At 66.5% G+C, this 24,122-nt stretch carries 27 protein-coding genes and 2 tRNA genes; 14 read left to right on the plus strand and 15 right to left on the minus strand.

The window, feature by feature from the left end:
- Nucleotides 1-17: 17 nt before the first annotated feature.
- Both RW112_RS00660 and RW112_RS00665 read left to right on the plus strand, forming a co-directional pair.
- The gene (locus RW112_RS00660; protein ID WP_317779983.1) at nucleotides 18-683 is read left to right on the plus strand and encodes a mechanosensitive ion channel family protein; all 666 of its coding nucleotides are present in this window, start codon (nucleotides 18-20) and stop codon (nucleotides 681-683) included.
- A 2-nt stretch (nucleotides 684-685) separates the two neighbouring features.
- The gene (locus tag RW112_RS00665; RefSeq protein ID WP_317779984.1) at nucleotides 686-1,141 is read left to right on the plus strand and encodes a globin; all 456 of its coding nucleotides are present in this window, start codon (nucleotides 686-688) and stop codon (nucleotides 1,139-1,141) included.
- A 25-nt stretch (nucleotides 1,142-1,166) separates the two neighbouring features.
- On the opposite strand, the gene RW112_RS00670 is transcribed toward RW112_RS00665, so the two are convergent.
- Together RW112_RS00670 and RW112_RS00675 are read right to left on the minus strand one after the other, a co-directional pair.
- Entirely contained in the window at nucleotides 1,167-1,874 is a 708-nt protein-coding gene (locus RW112_RS00670) for a Pr6Pr family membrane protein (protein WP_317779985.1), read from the minus strand.
- A 39-nt stretch (nucleotides 1,875-1,913) separates the two neighbouring features.
- Entirely contained in the window at nucleotides 1,914-2,573 is a 660-nt protein-coding gene (locus RW112_RS00675) for a hypothetical protein (RefSeq protein WP_317779986.1), read from the minus strand.
- 63 nt (nucleotides 2,574-2,636) lie between these two features.
- Here RW112_RS00675 and tesB point away from each other — a divergent pair, with 63 nt between their 5' ends.
- A complete protein-coding gene (tesB, locus tag RW112_RS00680) occupies nucleotides 2,637-3,617 on the plus strand; it encodes an acyl-CoA thioesterase II (RefSeq protein ID WP_317779987.1) in 981 nt (326 codons plus the stop codon).
- Between the two features lie 73 nt (nucleotides 3,618-3,690).
- On the opposite strand, the gene ettA is transcribed toward tesB, so the two are convergent.
- The 3 genes from ettA to RW112_RS00695 form a co-directional block, all read right to left on the minus strand.
- Nucleotides 3,691-5,373, minus strand: a complete 1,683-nt coding sequence (gene ettA, locus RW112_RS00685) for an energy-dependent translational throttle protein EttA (RefSeq protein ID WP_305941317.1) — start codon at nucleotides 5,371-5,373, stop codon at nucleotides 3,691-3,693.
- Between the two features lie 73 nt (nucleotides 5,374-5,446).
- Nucleotides 5,447-6,010: a DUF6993 domain-containing protein gene (locus RW112_RS00690; RefSeq protein WP_317779988.1), complete on the minus strand. Its 564-nt coding sequence runs from the start codon at nucleotides 6,008-6,010 to the stop codon at nucleotides 5,447-5,449.
- A gap of 65 nt (nucleotides 6,011-6,075) precedes the next feature.
- Entirely contained in the window at nucleotides 6,076-6,654 is a 579-nt protein-coding gene (locus RW112_RS00695; protein WP_317779989.1) for a single-stranded DNA-binding protein, read from the minus strand.
- Between the two features lie 223 nt (nucleotides 6,655-6,877).
- On the opposite strand from RW112_RS00695, the gene RW112_RS00700 reads away from it, so the two are divergent.
- Together RW112_RS00700 and RW112_RS00705 are read left to right on the plus strand one after the other, a co-directional pair.
- A tRNA-Arg gene (locus RW112_RS00700) sits at nucleotides 6,878-6,950 on the plus strand.
- Between the two features lie 206 nt (nucleotides 6,951-7,156).
- A complete protein-coding gene (locus tag RW112_RS00705; protein WP_317779990.1) occupies nucleotides 7,157-7,570 on the plus strand; it encodes a lipopolysaccharide assembly LapA domain-containing protein in 414 nt (137 codons plus the stop codon).
- A 22-nt stretch (nucleotides 7,571-7,592) separates the two neighbouring features.
- On the opposite strand, the gene RW112_RS00710 is transcribed toward RW112_RS00705, so the two are convergent.
- The 5 genes from RW112_RS00710 to RW112_RS00730 form a co-directional block, all read right to left on the minus strand.
- Nucleotides 7,593-7,769: a hypothetical protein gene (locus RW112_RS00710; RefSeq protein WP_317779991.1), complete on the minus strand. Its 177-nt coding sequence runs from the start codon at nucleotides 7,767-7,769 to the stop codon at nucleotides 7,593-7,595.
- Nucleotides 7,770-7,851: 82 nt separating this feature from the next.
- Nucleotides 7,852-8,283, minus strand: coding sequence for an SRPBCC domain-containing protein (locus RW112_RS00715; protein ID WP_317779992.1), 432 nt, complete (start codon nucleotides 8,281-8,283; stop codon nucleotides 7,852-7,854).
- Nucleotides 8,284-8,388: 105 nt separating this feature from the next.
- On the minus strand, nucleotides 8,389-9,231 hold the full coding sequence (locus tag RW112_RS00720; RefSeq protein WP_317779993.1) for a sugar phosphate isomerase/epimerase family protein: 843 nt from the start codon (nucleotides 9,229-9,231) through the stop codon (nucleotides 8,389-8,391).
- The gene (locus RW112_RS00725) at nucleotides 9,228-10,442 is read right to left on the minus strand and encodes a dihydrodipicolinate synthase family protein (protein ID WP_317779994.1); all 1,215 of its coding nucleotides are present in this window, start codon (nucleotides 10,440-10,442) and stop codon (nucleotides 9,228-9,230) included. The genes RW112_RS00720 and RW112_RS00725 overlap by 4 nt, the downstream gene beginning before the upstream one ends.
- The gene (locus tag RW112_RS00730; RefSeq protein WP_317779995.1) at nucleotides 10,442-11,611 is read right to left on the minus strand and encodes a Gfo/Idh/MocA family oxidoreductase; all 1,170 of its coding nucleotides are present in this window, start codon (nucleotides 11,609-11,611) and stop codon (nucleotides 10,442-10,444) included. Before RW112_RS00730 ends, RW112_RS00725 begins: the two co-directional genes overlap by 1 nt.
- Nucleotides 11,612-11,771: 160 nt before the next feature.
- Here RW112_RS00730 and RW112_RS00735 point away from each other — a divergent pair, with 160 nt between their 5' ends.
- The 3 genes from RW112_RS00735 (at nucleotide 11,772) to RW112_RS00745 (ending at nucleotide 13,984) form a co-directional block, all read left to right on the plus strand.
- Nucleotides 11,772-12,869, plus strand: coding sequence for a LacI family DNA-binding transcriptional regulator (locus tag RW112_RS00735; RefSeq protein ID WP_317780799.1), 1,098 nt, complete (start codon nucleotides 11,772-11,774; stop codon nucleotides 12,867-12,869).
- 11 nt (nucleotides 12,870-12,880) lie between these two features.
- Nucleotides 12,881-13,615, plus strand: coding sequence for an alpha/beta hydrolase (locus RW112_RS00740; protein WP_317780800.1), 735 nt, complete (start codon nucleotides 12,881-12,883; stop codon nucleotides 13,613-13,615).
- 66 nt (nucleotides 13,616-13,681) lie between these two features.
- Nucleotides 13,682-13,984 (plus strand): GNAT family N-acetyltransferase, encoded by a 303-nt coding sequence (locus tag RW112_RS00745; RefSeq protein ID WP_317779996.1) that lies wholly within the window; start codon nucleotides 13,682-13,684, stop codon nucleotides 13,982-13,984.
- Here RW112_RS00745 and RW112_RS00750 read toward each other — a convergent pair.
- Complete coding sequence (locus RW112_RS00750; RefSeq protein WP_317779997.1) at nucleotides 13,981-15,237, minus strand: ROK family transcriptional regulator; 1,257 nt, start codon at nucleotides 15,235-15,237, stop codon at nucleotides 13,981-13,983. The two genes, RW112_RS00745 and RW112_RS00750, sit on opposite strands and share 4 nt — an antisense overlap.
- 127 nt (nucleotides 15,238-15,364) lie before the next feature.
- Here RW112_RS00750 and xylA point away from each other — a divergent pair, with 127 nt between their 5' ends.
- Entirely contained in the window at nucleotides 15,365-16,552 is a 1,188-nt protein-coding gene (gene xylA, locus RW112_RS00755; protein ID WP_317779998.1) for a xylose isomerase, read from the plus strand.
- A 10-nt stretch (nucleotides 16,553-16,562) separates the two neighbouring features.
- A complete protein-coding gene (gene xylB / locus RW112_RS00760) occupies nucleotides 16,563-17,990 on the plus strand; it encodes a xylulokinase (RefSeq protein WP_317779999.1) in 1,428 nt (475 codons plus the stop codon).
- Between the two features lie 10 nt (nucleotides 17,991-18,000).
- Here xylB and RW112_RS00765 read toward each other — a convergent pair whose 3' ends face one another.
- Nucleotides 18,001-18,906, minus strand: coding sequence for an aldose 1-epimerase family protein (locus RW112_RS00765; protein ID WP_317780801.1), 906 nt, complete (start codon nucleotides 18,904-18,906; stop codon nucleotides 18,001-18,003).
- Between the two features lie 142 nt (nucleotides 18,907-19,048).
- Here RW112_RS00765 and RW112_RS00770 point away from each other — a divergent pair, with 142 nt between their 5' ends.
- Nucleotides 19,049-19,735: a DNA alkylation repair protein gene (locus tag RW112_RS00770; RefSeq protein WP_317780000.1), complete on the plus strand. Its 687-nt coding sequence runs from the start codon at nucleotides 19,049-19,051 to the stop codon at nucleotides 19,733-19,735.
- On the opposite strand, the gene mptB is transcribed toward RW112_RS00770, so the two are convergent.
- A complete protein-coding gene (mptB, locus tag RW112_RS00775) occupies nucleotides 19,728-21,284 on the minus strand; it encodes a polyprenol phosphomannose-dependent alpha 1,6 mannosyltransferase MptB (RefSeq protein ID WP_317780001.1) in 1,557 nt (518 codons plus the stop codon). The two genes, RW112_RS00770 and mptB, sit on opposite strands and share 8 nt — an antisense overlap.
- A 157-nt stretch (nucleotides 21,285-21,441) precedes the next feature.
- On the opposite strand from mptB, the gene orn reads away from it, so the two are divergent.
- From orn to def, 3 genes are all read left to right on the plus strand, one after another.
- Entirely contained in the window at nucleotides 21,442-22,077 is a 636-nt protein-coding gene (gene orn / locus RW112_RS00780; RefSeq protein WP_317780002.1) for an oligoribonuclease, read from the plus strand.
- Between the two features lie 130 nt (nucleotides 22,078-22,207).
- Nucleotides 22,208-22,280 (plus strand) — tRNA-His (locus RW112_RS00785).
- A gap of 100 nt (nucleotides 22,281-22,380) precedes the next feature.
- On the plus strand, nucleotides 22,381-22,953 hold the full coding sequence (gene def, locus RW112_RS00790; protein WP_317780003.1) for a peptide deformylase: 573 nt from the start codon (nucleotides 22,381-22,383) through the stop codon (nucleotides 22,951-22,953).
- Between the two features lie 55 nt (nucleotides 22,954-23,008).
- On the opposite strand, the gene RW112_RS00795 is transcribed toward def, so the two are convergent.
- Together RW112_RS00795 and RW112_RS00800 are read right to left on the minus strand one after the other, a co-directional pair.
- Nucleotides 23,009-23,806: an HNH endonuclease family protein gene (locus tag RW112_RS00795; RefSeq protein ID WP_317780004.1), complete on the minus strand. Its 798-nt coding sequence runs from the start codon at nucleotides 23,804-23,806 to the stop codon at nucleotides 23,009-23,011.
- A 92-nt stretch (nucleotides 23,807-23,898) separates the two neighbouring features.
- Complete coding sequence (locus RW112_RS00800; RefSeq protein ID WP_317780005.1) at nucleotides 23,899-24,108, minus strand: hypothetical protein; 210 nt, start codon at nucleotides 24,106-24,108, stop codon at nucleotides 23,899-23,901.
- Nucleotides 24,109-24,122: the final 14 nt, after the last annotated feature.

The raw sequence follows: 24,122 nt of genomic DNA on the forward strand, positions 1-24,122 counted from the left end.
AAGGAGAATCCCAGCCGATGTACAGCATGTTGTCGATCACCACGCCCGCCGCACCGGACATGTCCGGCATCAATGCCGCCGGAATCGTGATCAGCATCGGAGTGGGCGTCACGATCTGGCTGGTCGCTTCCTTCGTGATTGCCGGAATCACCAAAAGCGTGGCCGCCGGAACCACGTTCTTCAAGAAACCGCACTTCCGCTGGGTGGCCCCTGCCCTGCGCGCCCTGGACCACGAACGCCGGGTCCAGCGGGCCAAGACCATCGGATCCCTGCTGAACAGCGTGGCAGGTGTGCTGATCGCGGTAATCACCATCATGTACGTGCTCAAGAACCTGGACGTGGACATCGCGCCGCTCCTGACCAGCGTGGGCATCCTGGGTGTCGCCATCGGCTTCGGCGCGCAGCAGCTGATCCGCGACTTCCTGGCCGGCATCTTCATCACGATCGAGGACCAGTACGGCATTGGGGATGTGATTGAGACCAGCGAGGTGGTGGGCACGGTGGAGTCCATGGGGCTCCGCATCACCCGGGTCCGCTCGGACGACGGCGCCATCTGGTACCTGCGCAACGGTGAGATCCTGCGGGTGGGCAACCGTTCCCAGGGAAACTACGTGGCACCGGCGGACGACTCCGCCGACGTGACCGACCCCGATTCCGCACCCCAGCAGAAGGCCGGAGAGTAACCATGAGCACCCCAACCCCTGAACAGCCCCAACCGAAGATGCTGATGCAGAACGATCCCTTCACGCAGCCCGGGTACACGGACAACTTCTATGACGCCGTGGGCGGGCACGAGACCTTCGTGAAGCTCATCGACGTCTTTTACGACGGCGTGGCCACAGACCCCCTGCTGCGGCCGATGTATCCGGAAGAGGACCTGGAACCGGCCAAGCGGCGTTTCCTGATGTTCCTCGAACAGTACTGGGGAGGCCCCACGACCTATGGGGAGGAGCGCGGACATCCCCGCCTGCGCATGCGCCACATGCCGTTCCGCGTCACGCCCGAGGCGAAGGACCGGTGGCTGCACCACATGCGTACGGCTGTGGACGCGCTGGAACTGCCGCCACTTTACGAGGGCACCCTCTGGGACTACATGGAGCGCGCTGCGCTGTCCATGGTGAACAGCCCCTCGGACGCCTGAGAACGCCCACGCGTCCAAGGCGCAGTCAGCGCCGCTTCCGCCGGATCGCCAGTGCGGCGCGTGCGTTGCCGCCAAGATGCACCAGCAGGGCGATCAGGAGGAACGCCACGAGCACCTGCGCCGTCGTCATCAGCGCGGCCGGCCAGCCGCCCCCGAGGGTCGGATCAAGGAAGTCGTAGACGTACCAGCCGTCGATCCCGCCGCGAATCCAGGAGTAGATGAGGAAGGCGGACGGGTAGCTGAGCCAGGCGAGCGGCCGCGACCATTTTCCGTGGACCGTCTTCGTGACCAGGAGCCAGTCGAGAGCGATGAACAGCGGAGCCAGGCGGTGGTGTGCCAGCTGGGGCCAGTACATGTCCCAGCTCCACCACGGCTCGTCCGGCGGGGCGACGAGGACTGCGTAGATGATGCCTGTCATCACCAGATAGAACGTGAGTGCGCCCAGCAGGTGGTCCCACCACTCCGGCAGCCGGGCCCGGGTCCGGGCGGCGGAGACAACCAGGACCAGCCCCAGGACGAGGTTTGACTGGACGGTGAATTCCGAGTAGAGCTGGCCGATGTCCACATCGCTGCCCGGAAGGGTTGCGTCGTACGTCTTCTGCACAAGGGCCGCCAGGACGAAAACGCCGACCGCAAAGCGGAGCAGGCGGATCCAGAGGCGGTCGGGATGAAGCGCATCGTTGAAGCCGGGGTGGCGCTCGATCGGGGGAACCAGAATGGCCACATCGCTCATGCGCCCAGCTTGTCAGGCCGTAAGGCTGGCGGCTAGGAGCTAAAGTCCCGACCCCGTGCGCGCCAGGACATGTCCGCGGGGTCCGCTGAGTCGGAACCAGCGTCCCGCCCGGTAGAGCTGCTGTTCGCCGTCGCCGAGGAAGCCCAGGGTGAGGGCCGCGAACGCAGCGCCCACCGGGAGCCCCGAAGCGCCGGGGAGTTCCCGGCCCCAGACTGTGGCCCGGGCGTTGTTGACGATCAGCGCGCCGGGCTTGTCCGGGATGATGGCGGCGATCTCCGTGATGCCGGCTTCTGCGGCCTGGCGAAGCGCAGCGTCCGGCAGGGCGGCGACGGGTTCCCAGCCGGTGCGGGGCGCACCGACGCCGGCCCACGATTCGGTGACGGTCATTGGCGGCAGCGGCAGTTCGACGTCGTTCTCCCCTGCCCGGGCAAGCCGGTCCAGCACCGCCGAAATCGGTACGGTGACGTCGGTGTCCGCGGGCTGTGCAAGGGCCATGGTCCGCAGCCCGAGGATGGTCGGCGTCGCCTCGCCCAGCAACCTCGGCCGCAGCACGCACACGTAAGCGGCAAGCACCGGGCCGGAGGCCTGGAGGCGGATGGCGCCGTCGTCGATCGACTTGGCGCGGGTAGCAAAGGTGCGCAGATCGGCAAGGTCGCGGGGATCGGTGAACTGCAGGGGCTGGGTTAGGACGTCAGACACAATATCGACTCTACCGGCTGTGCCTCTTTGGGACGGCGCCGGAGTGACGTCTAAAGTCGAACCATGACTGAAGCCGACGCCGGACTGCAGGGGCCACCGATCCAGGACCCCACCTCCTCGCTCATTGAACTTTTGGACCTCGGCGAGCTTGAGGGTGCCAGGACCGATGAGGACATTTTCATGGGACCGTCCCAGCGGCAGCCCCGGCAGCGGGTCTTTGGCGGCCAGGTCCTGGCGCAATCGCTCATCGCCGCAAACCGGACGGTCGATGCGGCGCGCAGCGTGCATTCCATGCATGGATATTTCCTGCGGCCGGGTGACGCCAACAAGCCCATCACGTTCGGCGTCCAGCGGCTGCGGGATGGACGGTCATTCTCGGCCCGCCGGGTCCACGCGTACCAGGACGGAATGCCTATCCTGTCCATGATTGCCTCCTTCCAGGAGGAGGACGAGGGAATCGATCACCAGTCCACCATGCCCGAGGGCATACCCGATCCTGATTCGCTGCCCAGCACGGCGGACCTCCTGGGCAAGTTCGACCACCCCGTGGCCCGGCACTGGGCGTACGAGCGTCCCTTCGATATCCGGCACGTGGATCCGCCGCTGTACGTTTCGGCCAACGGTGACAGGGAAGCCCGGAATGCCGTCTGGATGAAAACCTTCGGGCCGATGCCCGATGACGCCAACACGCACCGGGCGGCCCTCGCCTACGCCAGCGACTACACGCTGCTGGAATCCATCCTCCGGAAACACGGACTCAGCTGGATCACGCCCGGCATGAGCGTCGCAAGCCTTGACCACGCCATGTGGTGGCACCGGCCCGTGCGCGTCGACGAATGGCTGTTGTATGTGCAGGAATCCCCGAGCGCCCAGGGGGCCCGCGGCCTGGCCACTGGCAAGATTTTCAGCCGGGACGGGCAGCATGTGGCGACAGTGGCCCAGGAGGGCATGGTCCGGGTGCCGACCGACCTCAAGAACAAAGTGGTGGGCGCCTTCCAGACAAAAGTCCTCCAGCACCAGATGCGCAAAGCCGGGAAGGACTAAACCGGGCAGCGTACGCGGAAGGCCGGTTCCCTTGCGGGAACCGGCCTTCTGCGTAGCCCGGACGGCTGTGAGCCTAGTCGCGGGTCAGGCGGCGGTGCGTGACGCGGTGCGGCTTGGCCGCATCGGGGCCGAGGCGCTCCACCTTGTTTTCCTCGTACGACTCGAAGTTGCCCTCGAACCAGTACCACTTGGACGGGTTTTCCTCGTCGCCTTCATAGGCCAGGATGTGCGTGGCCACCCGGTCCAGGAACCAGCGGTCGTGCGACACCACGACGGCGCAGCCGGGGAATTCGAGCAGCGCGTTTTCGAGGCTGCTGAGCGTCTCGACGTCCAGGTCGTTGGTGGGTTCGTCAAGGAGCAGCAGGTTGCCGCCCTGCTTGAGGGTCAGCGCCAGGTTCAGGCGGTTGCGCTCACCACCGGAGAGCACACCTGCCTTCTTCTGCTGGTCCGGGCCCTTGAACCCGAACGCCGCGACGTAGGCACGTGACGGCATTTCAACGTGGCCGACCTGGATGTAGTCGAGGCCGTCCGAGACGACCTCCCAGAGGGACTTGTTGGGATCGATTCCCCCGCGGCTCTGGTCAGCGTAGGAGATCTTGACGGAATCACCGATCTTCAGGTCGCCGCCGTCAAGCGGTTCCAGGCCCACGATAGTCTTGAAGAGCGTGGTCTTGCCGACGCCGTTGGGGCCGATGACGCCGACGATGCCGTTGCGGGGAAGCGTGAAGGAGAGTCCGTCGATGAGCGTGCGGTCCTCGAAGCCCTTCTGCAGGTTCTTGGCTTCGAGCACCAGGCCGCCCAGCCGGGGTCCCGGCGGAATCTGGATCTCTTCAAAGTCGAGCTTGCGGGTGCGGTCCGCCTCTGCGGCCATTTCCTCGTAGCGCGCAAGGCGGGCCTTGGACTTTGTCTGGCGGCCCTTGGCGTTGGAGCGGACCCACTCGAGTTCTTCAGTGAGTCGCTTGGCCTGCTTGGCGTCCTTCTTGCCCTGGATTTCCAGGCGGGCGCGCTTCTTTTCCAGGTACGTGGAGTAGTTGCCCTCGTACGGGTAGAGGTGGCCGCGGTCCACTTCCGCGATCCATTCGGCCACGTGGTCCAGGAAGTACCGGTCGTGGGTGACGGCCAGGACCGCACCCGCGTAGCTGGAGAGATGCTGTTCCAGCCAGAGAACGCTCTCGGCATCGAGGTGGTTGGTGGGCTCGTCGAGGAGCAGCAGGTCCGGCTTCTGCAGCAGCAGCTTGCACAACGCAACACGGCGGCGCTCACCACCGGAAAGGAGGGTCACGTCGGCATCAGCCGGGGGGCAGCGAAGGGCATCCATGGCCTGCTCGAGCTGGGAGTCGAGGTCCCAGGCGTCGGCGGCGTCGATGGCTTCCTGAAGGTGGCCCATTTCCTCCAGCAGGGTGTCGTAGTCAGCGTCAGGGCTGGCCATTTCCTCGGAGATCTCGTTGAAGCGCTGGATCTTCCCGTAAATCTCGCCGACGCCCTCCTGGACGTTGCCCAGGACCGTCTTCTCCTCGTTCAGCGGCGGCTCCTGGAGGAGGATGCCTACCGTGTAGCCCGGGCTGAGCCGCGCTTCACCGTTGGAGGGGGTGTCCAGGCCGGCCATGATCTTGAGGATGGTGGACTTACCGGCACCATTGGGGCCAACAACACCAATCTTGGCCCCCGGAAAGAAGGACATGCTTACGTCGTCGAGAATAAGTTTTTCGCCAACAGCCTTACGGGCCTTGGTCATTGTGTAGATAAATTCCGCCATGGTTCCAAATCTAGTGGGTCGGCGGGCTTAACTCACATTCGCGGCCGGCATTGGACGAGGGTCCGGCCCAGGGTCAGCCTCCGACGAAACATTTCCCGGTTGCCAGCACAGGAAGGACTGTGACCACCACAGCTCCGTCGCGGATCTGGCCGATCACGCAATCCCCGCCCTGCAGGGCCGCCGCCTCAATGGCGTCGACCGCCAGGCCGGTGGGCGTGCTGCCGGCCGACACCTGCAGTGAACCGGCGGGTATACCCGCTCCCGTCAGCGCCGCCGCCACCTGTTCCTGACCAGGTTTGGGGGTGGCTGCGGCGACTCCGCGGAGGACGTTGCCGACTGTTTCAGTGAGGCGGGCGGTCGCGGCGTCAACTTCCGGCTGCCCCGCCGCCGGCGACGCGGAGGAGGAGCCGGCTGGTGCAGCCGGTTGCCCGGAAGGTGATCCCGGCTCAGCGGACGCAGCCCGCGAGGAGCCTGCCGGGGACCCGGGGTGCGTTCCGGTGCAGCCCGCGAGGCCGGCTGCGATGACAAACGCCCCCATGAGCAGGGCACAGGCGCTGCGTACGCGCCGCCCGGTTGCGGACCGTGGCGTGCCGTACCGGCGACCGTACTGTTGCTGGGATGTCTCTGCGCGGATCACTGTGCCATTCTGCCATGCGGCACCGCAGGGGTACGGTGCCGCAGGCGGCGGCGTCAGCGGTGTATTCAGGCCGCGGCTCCGGTGAGTTCGCCGGTCGCCGGATCGAGCTGCAGGACGCCGCCGTTTTCGTCGTCAACGAAGATGCCTTCAGCTGCCGGGTCGTCGCTTTCGTCTTGCTCGCGGCCGTCTCCGGCGTCCTCCGGGTCTTCAGTACCCGGCCCGATGCCGTCCTGTGTCCCGGACACGGAGCCTTGCTGGCCCTGCCCCATACCGGGCTGGGCGGAGTTTCCGGCCGTGCGGATGAAGTTGGCGGAGCCCCACATGAGGTCATGGCCCACTGACTCGGCGTTGATCTCGGCAACATGGTGGATCCGGCCGTCTTTTTCCCAGCTCCGCATCTTGAGCCGGCCCACGATGATGACTCGCTGGCCTTTCTTGATGCTGCAACCCATATTGCCGGCCAACTGTCGGTAGCCCTGCACGGTGAACCAGTTCGTGTTGCCGTCCACCCACGTCCCGGACGCGCGGTCGTACCGCCGGTCGGTGGAGCCTAGCCGAAACGATGCGGTGGGCACTCCCCCGGGTGTGGTGGAACTTTTGATCTCCGTGGCAACGAAGCCCCGGACAGTGATGGTGTCAGTCATCTTGGTTTCCTGTCTCGAAAATGATGGTGCCCTAGCAGGCATCTTCAGCTTCACGCCGCGAGGGCCAGGGAGCGAGGGGCGGCCTTTGTTATGTGCAAAACTCCCGCTGAAGTCCGGATGTGGGGGACGAGTCAAAACGCCCGTAAACAGGCTGACTGGCCGAGGGCGCGCGGCACTGTAAACTTTTCTAGGCGCCGCCGGAATGGCCCGGACGCGCCCACGTGCCCCAGTAGCTCAGGGGATAGAGCAGCGGCCTTCTAATCCGCCGGTCGGGGGTTCGATTCCCTCCTGGGGCACAACAAGAAGCGGCTCCCGCCTGCGCCAAGCAGAGGGGGCCGCTTTGTTTGTCCTGGACGTGACATGCCGAAATGCGGGACAACAGCCTTCTGCGGGCTAATTACGCTAAGCATGCTTATGATTTAAGGGCGGCGCTGACTCATTTGAAGTGGCGTCGGCGCCGCGCCTTCCGCCACCGGCGGATCACCTCGGAGAGGATGGAACCATGACTCAGCAATCACCGGACAACGAGCCGCGCGAGACAGCTGCACCATCACCCCAGCCTGAGCCGGCACAGCCCGGCTCGGCCCGGCCAACGCCGGCCCAGCCTGCGCCATCAACTCCGCCAACAGCATCGCCCCTGCCCGAGGACCGCCACGTCACCAGGGCAGGCATGGTCTGGGCTGCCGTAGCCACCGCTTTGGCGGTGATGGTGCTCCTGATCATCTTCATCCTGCAGAACCAGGATTACGTGCAGGTCCGGTACTTCGGGCTCGAGGGCGCGGTGCCGCTGGGCATCGCGCTGTTCATCGCGGCTGTCGGCGGCGGGGTGCTCGTGGCTGTCGCCGGGGCGGCACGAATCATCCAACTGAGGGCCGCAGCCCACCGCCGCCGCGTCCTTGCGCAGCGGGTCCGCTAAGCACGCCAAAGCGCGCGCCGCTTCACCGGTGGTCCGCCTCGCCCCTATGCCCTTCGGGGGTGTCGTCCATCCCGGCTATATCGGGTTCGATCGTAGCGGCCAGGTCGCCGGCGACGGTGTCCCGTCCTGCCTCGTCCGCCGGCCGGGTCGTTCCGTCGTCCCCGCGCGCGGTGCCGTCTTCGTCTGGAATCTCGGTCATGTGCCCAAGCTAGCCCCGAACGTCCCGCGTGTCGACGCCCAGCACGGCGGCGCCCACGGCCAAGCCGCCTCAGGCCGAATCGTCAGCGCTCCAATAGCTCCTTAAGGTTCCCCAGCACCATCTCCCAGAGCTTGGCGGATTCCTCTGCCTCTGATTCGCTCTTGTTGTTCCCCTGCGTGATGGTGATTCGCGTGCCGTCAGGGCTTTCGTCCAGCCGGTACTCCACGGTGTGGTAGTTCTCGGGCTCATCCGGCAGCCCCGTCAGCGGGCTGTAGTGGGTGATGCGCAGGAGTTCTTCGTGCCTGTTTTCGAGCACGATGCCCTTGTCCTGAAAGCTTTTGCCCTTCCATTCCCCGGCAAAGGTCACGGGTTCGCCTACCTGCCAGGTGGTAGTCAGCTGTGTGCCGAGGAAATACTGCCTGACGATGTCCGGATCGGTCAGCGCCTGCCATACCCTGCTCCGCGGGGCGTCCACGAGCACCGACGCCCGGGCGTCCTTGATCTGATCTTCCATGTGAGTGCCTCCCTTGGCACGACAATACGCGCGGTCAACGACGGTGTTAAGGGCAAGAAAACGGCCCGGCACCGTCATCGGTGCCGGGCCGTCAGCCGGAGGCCGTCAGGCGAACGGCAGGACGAGTGCCGCGTACCGCTCCTTCATGGTGGCCAGCACATTGTCGCCGTCGGCGTCCCAGATTTCCTGGTTAAAGATTTCCACTTCGATGTCGCCGGTGTAGCCGGCCTCCCGGACCCAGGTGCCGATGGTCGCGAAGTCGATGACGCCGTCGCCCATCATGCCCCGGGACAACAGGGCGTCGGCGGCGATGGGCAGGTTGAAGTCGCAGACCTGGTAGGACGCGAGGCGGCCCTCCCGCCCTGCCCGTTCGATCTGCGCCTTCAGGTCCGGGTCCCACCAGACGTGGAACGTGTCGACGGCGACGCCGACGGCCTGGGCGTCGTACGGCGCCGCCAGGTCCAGGGCCTGGCCCAGGGTGGAGATCAGGGCGCGGTCGGCGGCGTACATCGGGTGCAGTGGTTCAAGTACCAGCCGCACGCCGTTCTCGACGGCGAACGGAACCAGGTCCGCGAGGCGGTCGGCAACGCGCCGGCGGGCGGCCACCACGTCCTTCTCCCCCGGGGCAAGGCCACCGACCACCAGGAAGAGCTCCCGGGTATCCAGCGCCACGGCTTCCAGGATTGCGGCACGGTTGTCGGCAAGTGCGGCCGCCTGCCCTGCGGCGTCCGGCGCTGTCAGGAAGCCGCCCCGGCACAGCGAGGAAACACGCAGGCCGGCGTCCTTGATGAGCTTCGCTGCTTTCTCCACACCGGCTTCGTGGACGCGGTCACGCCACGGGCCAATCGCGGGGATACCGGCACGGGCACAGCCATCAACAGCCTCGGCCAGGGTCCATTTCTTGGTGGTGGCGCTGTTGAGGGACAGCCTTGAGAAGTCGTTGCTCATACTCCCACTCCGTTGATGCGCAGGTAGTCCGACATGCGGAACGCGGCCAGGGCAGGGTCCTTGAGCAGGCCTGCCTGGTCAGCCAGTTCGAAGGTCTTCGCCAGGTGCACTACGGAGCGGCCCGAATGCAGTCCGCCCACCATCTGGAACCCCGGCTGTTTGCCGTTGAGCCAGGACATGAACGCGATGCCGGTCTTGTAGTAGAACGTGGGTGCACTGAAGATGTGCTTGCCCAGTTCCCGGGTGGAGTCCAGGATGGCACGGGCCCTGACGGCGTCGCCGGCGTCGTAGCTTTGCAGCGCGGCCGATGCTGCCGGGTAGATGGCGGCGAAGATGCCCAGCAGGGCGTCCGAGTGGCGGGTGCCGTCGCCGTCGATCAGTTCCGGATAGTTGAAGTCGTCGCCGGTGTACAGGCGGACACCCTCGGGGAGGGCCGCCCGGAGCGCCACCTCGTGGCTGGCGTCAAGAAGTGAAACCTTGACGCCGTCCACCTTGTCCGCATGCTCGCGGATCAGGGACAGGAAGGTGTCCGTGGCTGTGGAGACGTCGTCCGAGCCCCAGTAGCCGGCCAGGGCCGGATCGAACATGGTGCCCAGCCAGTGCAGGATCACCGGCTGGTCCGCTTCCTGAAGAAGCGTGGAGTACACATGCAGGTAGTCGTCCGGACCGCTCGCCGCCTGCGCCAGTGCCCGTGAGGCCATGAGGATGACTTTGGGTCCGGCCTCGGAGACGACGGCGACCTGCTCGCGGTAGGCGTCCAGGACAGCCTGGATTCCGGCAGCGCCTGTTGGCAGGGCGGCCAGGTCCAGCTGGTCGGTGCCGGCGCCGCAGGACACCAGATCGCGGACGGACTTGCCGGCCGTGGCCGGGCCACCCGCTGAGACAACAGATGCGGCCTCGACGCCGGTGCGCTTGATCAGCTGCTGGGTGGCCGCCCAGTCCAGGCCCATGCCGCGCTGGGCTGTGTCCATGGCGTCGGCCACCCCGAGGCCGTAGGACCAGAGTTCGTGCCGGTAGGCCATGGTGGCGTCCCAGTCCAGCCGGGCCGGGGCTCCCGGAGTGTTGTCCGCGGTGACTTCGGGGATGACATGGGCTGCGGCGTAGGCGTGCCGCGAGGTGATGGGTGCCACGGGCTTGGACCAGGCGGGGGCCGGCTGCAGCCGGTATTCGCGGGTTCCGCCGTCGCCGGTGGGAAGGATCAGTGATGTCATCAGAGCGTGATCTCCGGGATGTCGATGGTGCGGCGCTGGTCGTTGGACTGCAGGCCGAGCTCGGCGAGCTGGACGCCGCGGGCGGCGGAGAGCAGGCCAAAACGGTGCTCGCGGCCGGCGACGACGTCGCGCAGGAATTCTTCCCACTGCAGCTTGAAGCCGTTGTCCAGTTCGGCGTTGGCCGGGACTTCCTGCCACTGGCTGCGGAAGGACTCAGTGACGGGCAGGTCCGGGTTCCAGACGGGCTTGGGCGTGTGGGCGCGCTGCTGCGCGACACACTTGTTCAGGCCCGCGACGGCTGAGCCGTGGGTGCCGTCGATCTGGAATTCCACCAGTTCGTCGCGGTAGACGCGGACGGCCCAGGACGAGTTGATCTGGCCGACGACCTGGTCGCCGCCCGGGGTTTCCAGTTCGAAGATGCCGTAGGAGGCGTCGTCGGCCGTGGCCTTGTATTCCTTGCCGGCCTCGTCCCAGCGGGCCGGGATGTGGGTGGCAGTTTTGGCGTTGACGCTCTTGACCTTGCCGATGATGCCTTCGAGGACATAGTTCCAATGGCAGAACATGTCCGTGGTCATACCGCCGCCGTCTTCCTTGCGGTAGTTCCAAGACGGGCGCTGGGCCGCCTGGACGTCGCCTTCGAAGACCCAGTAGCCGAACTCGCCGCGGATGGACAGGATGCGGCCGAAGAAGCCTTCGTCGACGAGGCGGCGCAGCTTGACCAGCCCGGGCAGGTACAGCTTGTCGTGCACCACACCGGCGGTGACGCCGGCCTCCTTCCCGATCCGGGCGAGTTCGATGGCCTCTTCGAGGGTTTCGGCAGTGGGTTTCTCGGTGAAGATGTGCTTGCCGGCGAGCATGGCCTTCTTCAGTGTGGCCGCGCGCAGGCTGGTCATGGACGCATCGAAGACGACATCGACGTTGGGGTCGTTGATGACGGCGTCCAGGTCGGTGCTCCACTCGGAGACCTTGTGCAGTTCGGCAAGCTCCCGGATCTTGGCTTCGTTGCGTCCAACCAGGATGGGTTCGACCAGGACCCTGGTGCCGTCCTCAAGGGTGAAGCCGCCTGCGTCGCGGATGGGGAGGATGGAGCGCAGCAGGTGCTGGCGGTAGCCCATCCGGCCGGTGATTCCGTTCATGGCGATACGGATCGTCTTTGTTTCGAAGCCCATGTGTCCTCCACAGTGTGTCAGCTCAGTCGTTTGCTGGGAAAGCGCATTCCCACTGCATTTATGATGCATCGTCAGGGCCTGCATGGCAAGCGCTTTCCCGAAAGTCTCACGAACTGCCATAATGACCATGACGCGCACGTTTGCTGAACAGGAGAAATCGGTGGCTGCAAGTACCCTCACCGAGGTGGCACGACTGGCCGGAGTCTCACCGGCCACTGCATCACGGGTCCTCAACGGTTCTGCCCGTAAACCGGGCCCGGGAGTTTCCGAGCGGGTGCGGCAGGCAGCCGAAACCCTCGGCTACATTCCCAACGCCCAGGCACAGGCACTCGCGAAGTCCAGCTCGGGGCTGGTGGGCCTGATTGTGCACGACATCGCGGATCCCTATTTCTCGGCCATAGCCCGCGGTGTGCAGGAAGTGGCGCGTGAACAGCACAAGATGGTGCTGCTGGCCACCACGGCCGGGACCCCGGCCGATGAGAAGGAAGCGGTGGCCGCCTTTGCGGCCAGGCGCGCCGACGCCATTGTGATTGCCGGCTCGAGGTCATCTCGGCCTGAGGATGAGCAAGGCAATGCTGAACTTGCCGCCGAACTGGACCGCTATTGCCGCAACGGCGGCCACGTGGGTGTGGTGGGGCAGGCAATCGTCGGCGCAGCGGCGCTGGACGGATACCACCTCGTGGAAGTGCCGAACGAGCAACTGGCTGCGGAATTTGCCGTGAAGCTGGCGGCCAGCCACTCGGGTGACTTCGTGATCATAGGCGGCCCCGAAGGGCTCATCACCTCCGATGACCGGATCCGCGGCTTCCAGTCCGGTCTGGCCGCGGCCGGCCGCCCGGCTGCCGAGGTCCTCCGCGCCTCCTTCAACCGTGCCGGCGGCTATGCGGCCGGGCTTGTGCTGGCGGAACGCATCAGGGACGCCCGGAGTGCCGAACCGGCGAAGGAGGGCGCGAAACCGGCACTGTGCATCTTCGCCGCCAACGACGTCATGGCAATCGGCGCCACCGCGGGGCTCCGCGCCCAGGGATTCCGGGTTCCCCGCGACGCCCTGGTGGCCGGCTTCGACGACATCGAAACCCTTCGGGATTTCCGCCCCGGGCTCTCAACGGTCCGCCTTCCGCTGGAGGAGATCGGCCGCCTGGCCACCCTGAGCACCGTGGGCGCCGAAGTTCACGGCGGACTGGACATGGACCACGACGGCGGCACGGCCGTCACAGGTCAGGTGACACTCCGGCGGAGTACGGAGTGGACTCCCTGACCGCAGCGGCCATGGAGCCGCCAGGCCTCAGCGCCGTCCCCGCCACCGTCCCCGCGGGCCGGGAGTCCCCGGCCATCCTGGTCCTTCCCGGCGGCGGCTACCAACGCCACGCGGACCACGAGGCCGAGCCGGTGGCCGGGTGGCTTTCGTCGCTGGGCATCCATGCCTTCGTGCTGCGCTACCGGGTGGCTCCGCACCGCCATCCGGCGCCGCTGGCCGACGCGAAGGCCGCCCTGGCCTGGATCCGGAGCAGCGGGCACGGACTGGCAGTGGACGGCTCACGTGTCGGGGTCCTCGGATTCTCCGCAGGCGGTCACCTGGCTGCCACGCTGGCCGCAGGCATCCCCACCGGCGACGACGCACTGGACGTGCCGGATTCCCGTCCGGACCTCGTCATCCTGTGCTATCCCGTGGTGTCCTTCGAAACGTCCGTCCACCAGGGCAGCATCGATAACCTGCTCGGCGCCTCGCCGTCCAGGGAACTCCTGGCCGGGCTCTCCGCCGAGCTGACCGTGACCGGCCGGACTCCCCCGGCCTTCATCTGGCACACCTTTGACGACGGTGCCGTTGATGTCCAACACAGCCTGCGCTATGCCTTGGCGCTGCGCCAGGCGTTCGTGCCGGCCGAACTGCATGTGTTTCCGGAGGGCAGGCACGGGCTGGGCCTCGCTGCCGGAGTTGCCGGCGTGGAGCGGTGGACTGAACTGTGCGCCACGTGGCTTGACGGACACGGGTGGCGGGAATGAACACCGAGCCCGTGACCACCGCAGCGGCGGCCTGGCCCGACGTCGAGCGCCTCTTTGGAGTCGGCGGTGCAGGGCCGGACCGGGGACGGCACCGAGGGACCGGTCTGGTCGGTGACCTGCTTCGTTGTGGCGCCTGGCCACCGCCGCAGCGGCGTGGCCGGGGCGCTCCTTCGCGCCGCCGTCGGCCATGCCGTGGCCCATGGTGCCGGCATCGTGGAGGGCTACCCCGTGGATCCCGGACTTCGGCCGAAAGCCGGTCCGTCGGACCTGTACCACGGAACGTTGCAGCTGTTCCTGGAAGCAGGCTTCGAGCAGGTCGGCGATGCGGTGCCCGGCCGGGCGCTGGTCCGGCTCTTCGTTCGGGGCTAGCTACCGGCCGGGCCTGGGCCTGCCGGTGTCAGGCCGTGCGGGGCGGCGAGGACGGATCGCAGGGCAGTGCCTGCTGCGCCGAGGAGGGCAGCCGACTGGCCGAGTTCCGAGACCGCCACCCTCGAGGGGCCGACGACGCCGGGCGCGTAGTCAGCCAGGCTCCGCAGCACGGCCGGTGCAATCCACGGCCCCATCCGGGTGAAATGCCCGCCCAGCACCACGGCGGAAAGGTTCATCAACCGGGCCGTGGATGCTGCTGCGATGCCCAGGTAGTGGCCGGCGCGCTCAACTGCTGACGTTGCCGCCGCATCTCCGGCGACAAGCCGTTCAGCCAGGTCCGTGAGCCGGACCGATGCTGCACCCGGGGCAATGCCGGCCTCGGAGAAGATGGCCTCCTGGCCCGCGAACGTTTCCAGGCAGCCGCGGCCGCCGCACGAGCAGTCCGGACCCGAAGGTTCCACGACCACGTGGCCCACCTCGCCCGCCTGTCCGCGGGGCCCGGAAAAGAGCCTGGATCCGATGACCAGCCCGCCGCCGACGCCCACCTCGCCGGAGACAAACAGGTAGTCCCGGAAATCCAGCCCGTGACCGTACCAGAGCTCGCCGAGGGCAGCGCAGTTTGCCTCGTTGTGCAGCACAGTGCCCAACGGCGCAGCGGGCAGCAACCCGTCGAGCTCCAGGGTGACGTCCTGCCAGTGGAGGTTGGGGGCGCTGGAAACGGTGCCGGTTGCCGTGTCCACCAGGCCGGGGACGGCCAATACGCCGCCGAGGATCTCGATCCCTGTCAAGGCGGCCTCCGCGGCAACGTCACTGACGAGTCCGGCCAGGAGGGCCATCACGGATCCAGCCGGCTGGCCGCGGTTGCCGCATTCCAGTGTCCGGTGGGCGCGCAGCGTTCCGCCGAGGTCAAGCACGCCGGCCGAGATGTAATCCACGTTGATCTCCATGCCCACCACGCCGCGGCGTGTGCTGAGCTCGAGGCCGACCCCCGGGCGTCCGCGTTCACCATCCCGCGTGGCGCCCGACTCCGTGACCAGCCCGGAGTCCGCAAGTTCCGCCACCAGGCTGGACACGGACGCCTTGGTCAAGCCTGTGAGGGAGGCCAGGTCGGCGCGCGTCGGATAGCGCTGCGGATCCGTCCTAGCCTGCGCAAGGGCGGCAAGGACCCGGACCAGGTTGCCACGCCGGACGTCCTCCACACGGCCCGGCGCCGGCCGCGTCCCCCCGCCGTCGTGATTTTTTTCCAGTGACATTTCCGCCGCCCTCATCATTGACCCAAGTCAATCATGATGCATATAGTTCAGATTGAAAACTAATTTAGCTGCCGGGTCTCGAACTCCGGACGCCAGCTGGCACCCACCTCTGAACCAAGGACGCTTCATGACTCTTCAGCCCACCCCTGCAGACCGCTTCACCTTCGGCCTTTGGACCGTCGGCTGGACCGGCGCCGATCCGTTCGGCGTCGCCACCCGCCCCGCGCTGGACCCTGTCGAGGCCGTCCACAAACTCAGCGAAATCGGCGCCTACGGCATCACCTTCCACGACAACGACCTGGTCCCGTTCGACGCAACGTCCTCGGAGCGGGAACTGATCCTGAAAAACTTCAAGGCGGCCCTGGCCGAGACCGGCCTGAAAACCCCCATGGTGACGACCAACCTGTTCAGCCACCCGGTCTTCAAGGACGGCGGCTTCACCTCCAACGACCGCTCCGTCCGCCGCTTCGCACTCAGCAAGGTGCTGCAGAACATTGACCTGGCAGCCGAGCTGGGCGCAGAGACGTTCGTGATGTGGGGCGGGCGCGAAGGCAGCGAGTACGACGGTTCCAAGGACCTCTCGGCTGCCCTGGACCGGATGAAGGAGGGCGTGGACACGGCCGCGGCCTACATCAAGGACAAAGGCTACGGCCTGCGGATCGCCCTGGAACCGAAGCCCAACGAGCCGCGCGGCGACATCTTCCTGCCCACGGTCGGCCACGGGCTGGCCTTCATCGCCCAGCTTGAACACGGCGACATCGTAGGCCTTAACCCGGAAACAGGGCACGAACAGATGGCCGGACTGAACTTCACCCACGGCATCGCCCAGGCGCTGTGGGCCGGAAAGCTGTTCCATATCGACCTCAACGGCCAGCGCGGCATCAAGTACGACCAGGACCTGGTGTTCGGCCACGGCGACCTCACCAGCGCGTTCTTCACCGTGGACCTCCTCGAAAACGGATTCCCCAACGGCGGCCCGAAGTATGACGGCCCGCGACACTTCGACTACAAGCCCTCGCGGACCGACGGTTACGACGGCGTCTGGGAATCCGCGAAGTCGAACATGGCCATGTACCTGCTCCTGAAGGAGCGCGCCCTCGCCTTCCGCGCCGACCCGGACGTCCAGGAAGCGCTGGCCACCTCCGGCGTCTTCGAACTGGGCGAGCCGACGCTGGCCGCCGGAGAGACCACCGCGGACCTGCTGGCTGACGCTTCCGCTTTCGCGGAGTTCGACGCCGACGCAGCTGCCCGGCGCTCGTTCGCCTTTGTCCGCCTCAACCAGCTGGCCATCGAGCACCTGCTCGGCGCACGCTAGGCTTCCATCCATGCCGTTGGTAGCAGGAATCGACAGTTCCACGCAGTCATGCAAAGTGGTGATCCGGGACGCGCACACCGGCACCCTCATCCGCCAGGGCCGCGCCGCCCACCCCGACGGCAGCGAGATCCACCCCGACCACTGGTGGACCGCCCTCCAGGATGCCATCGCCCAGGCGGGCGGCCTGGGCGATGTGGCCGCCGTCTCCGTGGGCGGCCAGCAGCACGGCATGGTGTGCCTGGACACCTCCGGCGCGGTGGTGCGCCCGGCCCTGCTCTGGAACGATACGCGCTCCGCGGAGGACGCGGAACAGCTGATCACCGAGGCCGGTGACGGCGACGCCGGGACAGGAGCTGCCTACTGGGCGGATGCAACGGGTACCGTTCCGGTGGCCTCCCTGACCATCACCAAGCTCCGCTGGCTGGCGCGCAAGGAGCCGGACAATGCACGCCGCGTTGCGGCCGTGTGCCTGCCGCACGACTGGCTCAGCTGGCGGCTCGCGGGCCACGGCCCGGGAACCGGTCCGTCGTCGCTGGAGTTCCTCCGGACGGACAGGTCAGATGCCTCCGGAACCGGGTACTTTTCCACGGCGACGGGGACCTACCTCCCGGAGGTCCTCGAAAAGGTGCTGGGCCACGTACCGGTGCTTCCCGCCGTCGCCGGTTCCCTGGAGGCGGCAGGAAAGATGCCGGCCGGCGCAATCATCGGCCCCGGCGCCGGTGACAATGCGGCTGCTGCGCTTGGCGTCGACGCCCGTCCCGGCGATGTCGTGGTGTCGCTGGGGACTTCAGGAACGGTCTTCGCAGTCTCGGAGACTCCTGCTGCCGATGCCACCGGACTCGTTGCCGGTTTCGCGGACGCCACCGGGAACTTCCTCCCGCTGGCCTGCACGCTGAACGCCACCCGGATCTTTGATTCCACTGCTGAGCTGCTCGGCGTGACGCTGGCGGGACTTACTGAATTGGCCCTTGCCGCCCCGGCCGGGTCCGGCGGGCTCACGCTCGTGCCGTATTTCGAGGGTGAGCGCACGCCCAACCTGCCGCTGGCCACCGGCTCCCTCCACGGCGCCACACTGGCCAGCTATACCCGACACAACCTGGCCCGGGCCGCCATTGAAGGAGTGGTCTGTTCCCTCGCGGACGGCCTCGCCGCCCTCCAGGCCCAGGGCGTGACGGCAGGCCGGATCATCCTCGTGGGAGGCGGGGCGCAGTCGGCTGCCGTGCAGCAGGTTGCCGCGTCCGTTTTCGGCCTGCCCGTGGTGGTGCCGGCGCCTGGGGAATACGTGGCCGACGGCGCCGCCCGCCAGGCGGCGGCCGTCCTCAAGGGACGGTGGCCGGAGTGGGATCTGGCCGGCACCGAAGTAACAGCGGCCGACGGCGGCGCACCGGAGGTCCTCGAACAGTACCGGCGGTATGCCAGCCGCTACCTCAACGGCTGACGCCTGCACCTCACCGGCTGATCGCGCGGATGGTCCAGCGGGCCTCGTGGGAGTCCCCCGGAGCCAGCCGCAACACATCAGTTCCGCTGTTGAAGGCATCAGGCGGGCACGTCATGGGTTCAACCGCCAGGCCCAGCCGGGACGGTCCGGCAGGCTTGTCGGCAGTATGGATCTGCAGCCAGGGCAGCGCCGTGTCCCATTCCAGTTCCACTCCGGTGCCGGAGGGGTCGTGGATCCGCACTGCGGCCAGGCCGTCTGCGTTGGCGGCCAGCCCCGTAAAGGCATGGTCGATTTCAACGTCTCCGAGGACTTTCCCCGTCCGAAAGTCAAAAGAGTGGTCCTGCACAGGGGCGGTTCCTTGCGGGAGCAGCCGGTCCTCCGAGACCTCCATGAACTCGGCGGCCGGGATCTGCACCGTCCATTCGTCGAGCGGGGCGGGCCCGGCCACCAGGTACGGGTGCGGGCACACCCCGTACGGCGCCGCGTGCACACCCACATTCACCGCGCGTACCGTGCTGTGCAGCCCGTCGGCCCGCAGTTCGTATTCAACGGACACGTCGAGGCGGCCGGGATACCCCGCATCGGGTTCAATGCGGGTTCCGAGGCGCACGGAGGACGCGGTGCGCTCCTGCAGCTCCCATTCCGTTCCGAACACGAGGCCGTGCAGGGCGGTTCCCCGGTCCTGCTCGTTGACGACGGCGTGGAACTCTTTGCCGTCGAAGCTGTACCGGCCGTCGGCCAGACGGTTCGGCCAGGGCGCGCAGATGACACCGCGGTAGTCCGGGATACTGCCGGCTTCGCCGAAGCTGACCACCAGGTCGCGGCCATCATGTTGCAGTTCGCGCAGCGCTCCCCCACGGGCGGTGGCGATGGCGGTGTAGGGGCCGAAACTGATCAGGTGCTCGGTGCGGGTCATGGGGGTCCAATACTGCCGGTAATAGACGTTGTTAGCGCTCACTATCCTAATACACCGCCCACCTTTAGCGGCTAGCCCTGGCGAGTGCGTCAGCGTGCCGCAGGCCGAGACCGCCGGGCGGTACGGCAGTAGAGTGGCCACCATGGCCAACCAGGAACTGATTGCCGGGATCCGCAGCCGGCTGACGGCGGCAGCCGACCCGGTCCGGGCTGCCGGAAGCCAGGCCTATCTCAAATCGGACATGCCATCGCTGGGGGTCAGGGTGCCCGAAGTCCGGAGAATCACCACCGGCGCCGCCGCCCAGTGGCCGTGCGGCTCGTTCGAGGAACTGCACGGAACAGTCCTTGACCTCTGGCGTTCTGCATCGTTCCGGGAAGAGCGCTACGCCGCCATCGACCTTACCCGTTCCCGGCTGGCCAGGGGCAGGCTGGAGATGCTTCCGGTGTACGAGGAAATCATCCGGACCGGCGCCTGGTGGGATCTGGTGGACGGAGTGGCGCACCGGATCTGTGACCTGCTCCAGGCCCACCGCCCGGAGGTTGAGCGGCTGCTCCGCGCTTGGAGCGAAGACCCCGACATGTGGATCCGCAGAGCTGCCATCACGGCCCAGCTCGGGGCAAAGGACGCCACCGATCCCGCCCTGCTTGCCTCGGTCATCGAGGCCAACCTGGCGGACCGGGAGTTCTTCATCCGCAAGGCCATTGGCTGGGCATTGCGCGAGTACGCAAAGACCGATCCGGAGTGGGTCAGGCAATTCGCGGCCCGCCACGAAACCGGGCTCAGCCCGCTCTCGCGCCGTGAGGCCCTCAGGAACCTCCCGGTCAGATGACCGGACGGGTGGTCACCGGCTCATCCGGCTTGCTGAAGAGCTGCTTGGTTTTGGGATCCAGGAAGATCAGGTACAGCGCGAACATCAGTGCGATGATGGCCGCCGCGTTGCGCGCCAGTGCCAGGGGAAGGCCAAGGTCCTCGGTCTGCAGGTAAGGGAAGACTTCAAGCTGGTCCGAGATGGCGTAGACCATGAAGAACGACACGATGAAGTACAGGGCCTTAACCTGCCAGTCGTCCCGGATGCCGGTGACGGCGAACAACGGGATCAGCCAGACCACATACCAGGACTGGATCATGGGGGCCAGCAGGACAACTGCCGCGAACCCCAGGGTGAGCCTGCGCATCAGGCGGTCATGGTCACCCCGGAAGATCAGCCAGGCGACAAGCCCGACGGCGAGCAGCTTGCCGGCGTCGTAAACGTATTTGGCCAGCCCCCAGCCGTCCAGCCCGAAAGCGTTCGAGATGGAGGCCACCACCAGCCCCAGCAGGCCTACCGGCGCGTACCAGATCCAGATGCTGCCGGGAGCGGAGAGTCCATTCACCCAGCCGAAGCCGAAGCCGTTGACCATGCTCATCGCGTACAGGATTGCCAGGCTGATGCCGGCCGTGAGTCCCCAGAAAACAAACTTCCGCGGCCAACTGGCGTTCTTGCCGGCCCAGAGGAGTCCGATGAACGGCAGGAACACAATCGTGATCGGCTTGACGGAGATCGACAGCGTCACCAGGAGCAGCCCGAACAGCACGCGCCTGGTTGCGCAGTAATAAAGCCCGGCCAGGGCCAGTCCGATCATGAGGGCATCGTTGTGGACACTCGCGATGAAGTTGGTCAGGAACAGCGGGTTGGCCGCGGTCAGCCACAGCGCCCGGTGCGGATTGACCCCGTGCAGCTCCGCCAGCTTCGGGACGTACACGATACACAGGACCACACCGCCCAGGGCGGCGCCGCGGAACAGCATGATGCTGGCCTCGGGATGCACGTTCGTGGACCACACCACCAGCTGTTCAATCCACAGGAACAGCTGGCCATAAGGAACGGGCGCTTCAGTCCACATCTTGTCCGCGCCGAGCTGGAAATAGTTGGACAGCGCCGAGATCCCGTTTTCGTAGGGATTGAACCCTTCGACCATCAGGCGCCCCTGCCCGATATAGGCGTAGACGTCGCGGCTGAAGAGCGGCACGGAGAACATCATGGGCAACCCCCACAAGGCAACAGCCTGCAGGGTGGCCCTGCGGGCACCCGCACCCCAGACGCGGACGCGCTGGCCGAGGCGAAGCCAGGCCCGGACCAGGAGCATGCCGCCCACAGCCAGGAGCACGATGGATAGTGCCACGCCTATTGCTTCGGTTCGCATCCAGATGAACAGCGGCAGGCGGCGAAGCTCGGAAACAGGCGCCAGCCAGCCAACCCCGAGCGAACCAATGGCCATGAACATCGACCCGGCGAACCCTGAGAGGAGGGGCGAAAGCGGATTGTCCACCTCCGCTGCAGCCGTCTCCGGTGACGTACCGGCAGCCACATTTCCCGCCGCAGGCACAGGCGCCGTCATCTCAGGATCGTCCAATCTGTTGTGGGGCATCTTCCACCCGGTGTCGGCCGGGCAGGCCGGCAGGGGCGGGGCCGCAACGGTGCAAAGAGGGCACAGCCGCGTACACGAAATCCTAGCATCGGACAGCTCTGGGGCAGCGGAACGGTAGGCTGGTCGGGTGCCTATAACTAACGAACGCATTGTCTGGATCGACTGCGAGATGACCGGCCTGGACCCCAAGAACGACGCCCTCATTGAGGTGGCCGCCCTGGTGACGGACTCCGAACTCAACATCCTCGGCGACGGCGTGGATGTCGTCATCCGGCCGGACGATGCCGCCCTGGCCCAGATGAACGATTTCGTCCGCGACATGCACACGCGTTCCGGGCTCCTCGAAGAACTCCCGCACGGGAAGACCATGGCAGAAGCCGAGGCAGTGATCATGGAGTACATCGCGAAGTGGGTCCCGGATCCCCGCAAGGCTCCGCTGGGAGGCAACTCCGTGGGCACTGACCGCGTGTTCCTCGTCCGGGACATGCCCGCCGTCGTGGAGCACCTTCACTACCGGGTCATTGACGTCAGCACCATCAAGGAACTGTCCCGGCGCTGGTTCGCCCGGGCCTACTTCCAGGCCCCGGCCAAGCACGGCGGGCACCGCGCCCTCGGGGACATCAAGGATTCCATCGATGAGCTGCGCTACTACCGGGAAGCAGTATTCGTCCCGGCACCGGGACCGGACAGTGCCACCGCCCAGCGCATTTCGAAGTCCGTCATGGCCTCCGCCGAGCCCCTTGCAGAGGCGTCGGAAAAGTAATCTGCGCCACGTTTGAAGGAAATTTTCCCGAAACCGGCAAAAGTGGCCAAAACAGCTCCGCGGAGCAGGTAAGCTATATGACGTTGCCTTCCAAGACAGCCGGTTCGCCGGACGGTCCCTAGGGCACATGGTGGGCTTAGCTCAGTTGGCAGAGCGCCTGGTTGTGGTCCAGGAGGTCGCGGGTTCAACCCCCGTAGCTCACCCTCACAGGATGGTATTGCCGCCGTCCAGCAAGGAGGCCGCACCGGATATCCGGTGCGGCCTTTTGTGTTTCACCGCACTGCATCAAAGGAACCGCCTGACATGACCGTTCTGCCGATCACCATCTGGGGCGAGCCGGTTCTCCACCGACGGGCCGCCGAGGTGGAAGTCTTCGATGACGAACTCCGCACCCTCATTGCCGACATGTTCGAAACGAACGACGCAGCCAACGGCGTGGGGCTCGCCGCCCCGCAGGTGGGCGTCGGCAAGCGGATCTTTGTGTACAAATACGCCAATGACGACGGCGTGCCCCCCACGGGGGTCCTGGTGAACCCGGTCCTGACGTTGTCCAAGGTTTCCGGCGCGCTCCCTGATCCTGATGAGGAAGTGGAGGGCTGCCTGTCATTTCCCGGCGGCCAGTACCCGCTCAAGCGCGCAGAGTGGGCCCGCGTGCAGGGCTTCGACGGCGACGGGAACCCGGTGGACTTTGAGGCCACGGACTGGTTCGCCCGGATCATCCAGCACGAGTACGACCACCTGGACGGCAAGCTCTACGTGAACCGGCTGATGGACCGGTACGCGCGGAAGGCCATGAAGCAGGCCAAGCGGAGCGGCTGGGGAGTTCCCGGCCTGACGTGGATGCCCGGCGTCGACCCCGACCCGTTCGGGCACTAAGCAACGCGCGGCCGTAGCCGCCGGGGACGCTTCGACGCCGCGCCGCGCCGCTCCTCTAGCGGGGAACGATGGTCTGCTGCTGCGGACACGATGACAAAACGCGCTTCATGGCGTCCTTTTCAGCCTGGGTCACCCACAGGGTGTAGGCGGCTTTGACGGAAATCTGGCGGGCTACGTAGTGGCACCTGAAAGCTTTGTTTTTCGGCAGCCAGGTGGCCGCGTCCGAAGCGCTTTTTTCCTGGTTGGCCGGCCCGTCCGCCGCGATGAGGTTAAGGGGATCATTGGCAAAGCTCTGGCGCTGCTGCGGCGTCAGCTGCCGGGCACCCTTTTGCCAGGCGTCGCCCAGGGCCACAACGTGGTCGATCTGGACTGCCTTGCTGCTTTCCGCTCCCCTGGTGAAGGTCACCACCGCTCCGGTGTACGGCTCGTGGAACTCACCGCGCGCTACCCGGCACCGGGAACCCTCGGTGAACTGCGCGGCGTCCAGGTCGCGCCGCAGGATGTCGTTGCGGGTGTCGCAGCCGTTGCGGTCCACATCCAGCCATGCCTGTCCGAATGCCGTGCGGTCATAGTTGTCGTTGGACGCCCGCCCTTTGACGGCGAGGGTTTCGAGCGCGTCCGCCGCACTGCCGTCCGGTACCGGCCGAACCGGAGGGACTGCTTTCATCCACGCCGCGTCCAGCACGGGAGCTTCACTGGGTCCGCTGACCGCAGGCTCCGCTGCGGCAAACTGGCCAGCCGAGAAAAACCAGCACACGGCGGCGACCAGTCCCGTGGCGACCACAATCAGGACGGCCCAGGCCTGGCGGGAGCGGCGGCGGGCGCGACGGTAGGCAGCCCAGCTGATGGTCATGGTTGATCTGTCCGGAGAGTATTCCTATGCACCGGACGAGCCTAGGTCAGGCCACTGACAAAGTGGCCGATATCCCCAGTGTGGAGGAGGAGTTATTGCTCCTTCATCACACGCTTGAGGTCCTCGGCGGCAAGGTCCAGCAGCTCCTCAAGCTGCTTGATCCTGCCCTCGGGAATCTCTCCCGCGGCACGCGCCACCCGAGCCTGCTCAAGGAGGCGGGTGGCTTCCTTGTGGTTTTTCCGCGCTATATCGAGGGCGCGTTCCAGTGTGGTTTCATGTTCGAGAGTCGATTCCTGTTCCATGACTCCATTTTGGG

It is taken from the genome of Arthrobacter sp. B10-11 (genome assembly GCF_033142195.1).
Lineage (GTDB): Bacteria > Actinomycetota > Actinomycetes > Actinomycetales > Micrococcaceae > Arthrobacter > Arthrobacter oryzae_C.

Excerpts from the sequence above, each read along its gene's own strand:
- RW112_RS00660 (WP_317779983.1), top strand. The coding sequence starts at position 18 with ATGTACAGCATGTTGTCGATCACCACGCCCGCCGCACCGGACATGTCC.
- RW112_RS00665 (WP_317779984.1), top strand. The coding sequence starts at position 686 with ATGAGCACCCCAACCCCTGAACAGCCCCAACCGAAGATGCTGATGCAG.
- RW112_RS00670 (WP_317779985.1), bottom strand. The coding sequence starts at position 1,874 with ATGAGCGATGTGGCCATTCTGGTTCCCCCGATCGAGCGCCACCCCGGC.
- tesB (WP_317779987.1), top strand. The coding sequence starts at position 2,637 with ATGACTGAAGCCGACGCCGGACTGCAGGGGCCACCGATCCAGGACCCC.
- ettA (WP_305941317.1), bottom strand. The coding sequence starts at position 5,373 with ATGGCGGAATTTATCTACACAATGACCAAGGCCCGTAAGGCTGTTGGC.
- RW112_RS00695 (WP_317779989.1), bottom strand. The coding sequence starts at position 6,654 with ATGACTGACACCATCACTGTCCGGGGCTTCGTTGCCACGGAGATCAAA.
- RW112_RS00705 (WP_317779990.1), top strand. The coding sequence starts at position 7,157 with ATGACTCAGCAATCACCGGACAACGAGCCGCGCGAGACAGCTGCACCA.
- RW112_RS00710 (WP_317779991.1), bottom strand. The coding sequence starts at position 7,769 with ATGACCGAGATTCCAGACGAAGACGGCACCGCGCGCGGGGACGACGGA.
- RW112_RS00715 (WP_317779992.1), bottom strand. The coding sequence starts at position 8,283 with ATGGAAGATCAGATCAAGGACGCCCGGGCGTCGGTGCTCGTGGACGCC.
- RW112_RS00720 (WP_317779993.1), bottom strand. The coding sequence starts at position 9,231 with ATGAGCAACGACTTCTCAAGGCTGTCCCTCAACAGCGCCACCACCAAG.
- RW112_RS00725 (WP_317779994.1), bottom strand. The coding sequence starts at position 10,442 with ATGACATCACTGATCCTTCCCACCGGCGACGGCGGAACCCGCGAATAC.
- RW112_RS00730 (WP_317779995.1), bottom strand. The coding sequence starts at position 11,611 with ATGGGCTTCGAAACAAAGACGATCCGTATCGCCATGAACGGAATCACC.
- RW112_RS00740 (WP_317780800.1), top strand. The coding sequence starts at position 12,881 with ATGGAGCCGCCAGGCCTCAGCGCCGTCCCCGCCACCGTCCCCGCGGGC.
- RW112_RS00750 (WP_317779997.1), bottom strand. The coding sequence starts at position 15,237 with ATGTCACTGGAAAAAAATCACGACGGCGGGGGGACGCGGCCGGCGCCG.
- xylA (WP_317779998.1), top strand. The coding sequence starts at position 15,365 with ATGACTCTTCAGCCCACCCCTGCAGACCGCTTCACCTTCGGCCTTTGG.
- xylB (WP_317779999.1), top strand. The coding sequence starts at position 16,563 with ATGCCGTTGGTAGCAGGAATCGACAGTTCCACGCAGTCATGCAAAGTG.
- RW112_RS00765 (WP_317780801.1), bottom strand. The coding sequence starts at position 18,906 with ATGACCCGCACCGAGCACCTGATCAGTTTCGGCCCCTACACCGCCATC.
- RW112_RS00770 (WP_317780000.1), top strand. The coding sequence starts at position 19,049 with ATGGCCAACCAGGAACTGATTGCCGGGATCCGCAGCCGGCTGACGGCG.
- mptB (WP_317780001.1), bottom strand. The coding sequence starts at position 21,284 with ATGACGGCGCCTGTGCCTGCGGCGGGAAATGTGGCTGCCGGTACGTCA.
- def (WP_317780003.1), top strand. The coding sequence starts at position 22,381 with ATGACCGTTCTGCCGATCACCATCTGGGGCGAGCCGGTTCTCCACCGA.
- RW112_RS00795 (WP_317780004.1), bottom strand. The coding sequence starts at position 23,806 with ATGACCATCAGCTGGGCTGCCTACCGTCGCGCCCGCCGCCGCTCCCGC.
- RW112_RS00800 (WP_317780005.1), bottom strand. The coding sequence starts at position 24,108 with ATGGAACAGGAATCGACTCTCGAACATGAAACCACACTGGAACGCGCC.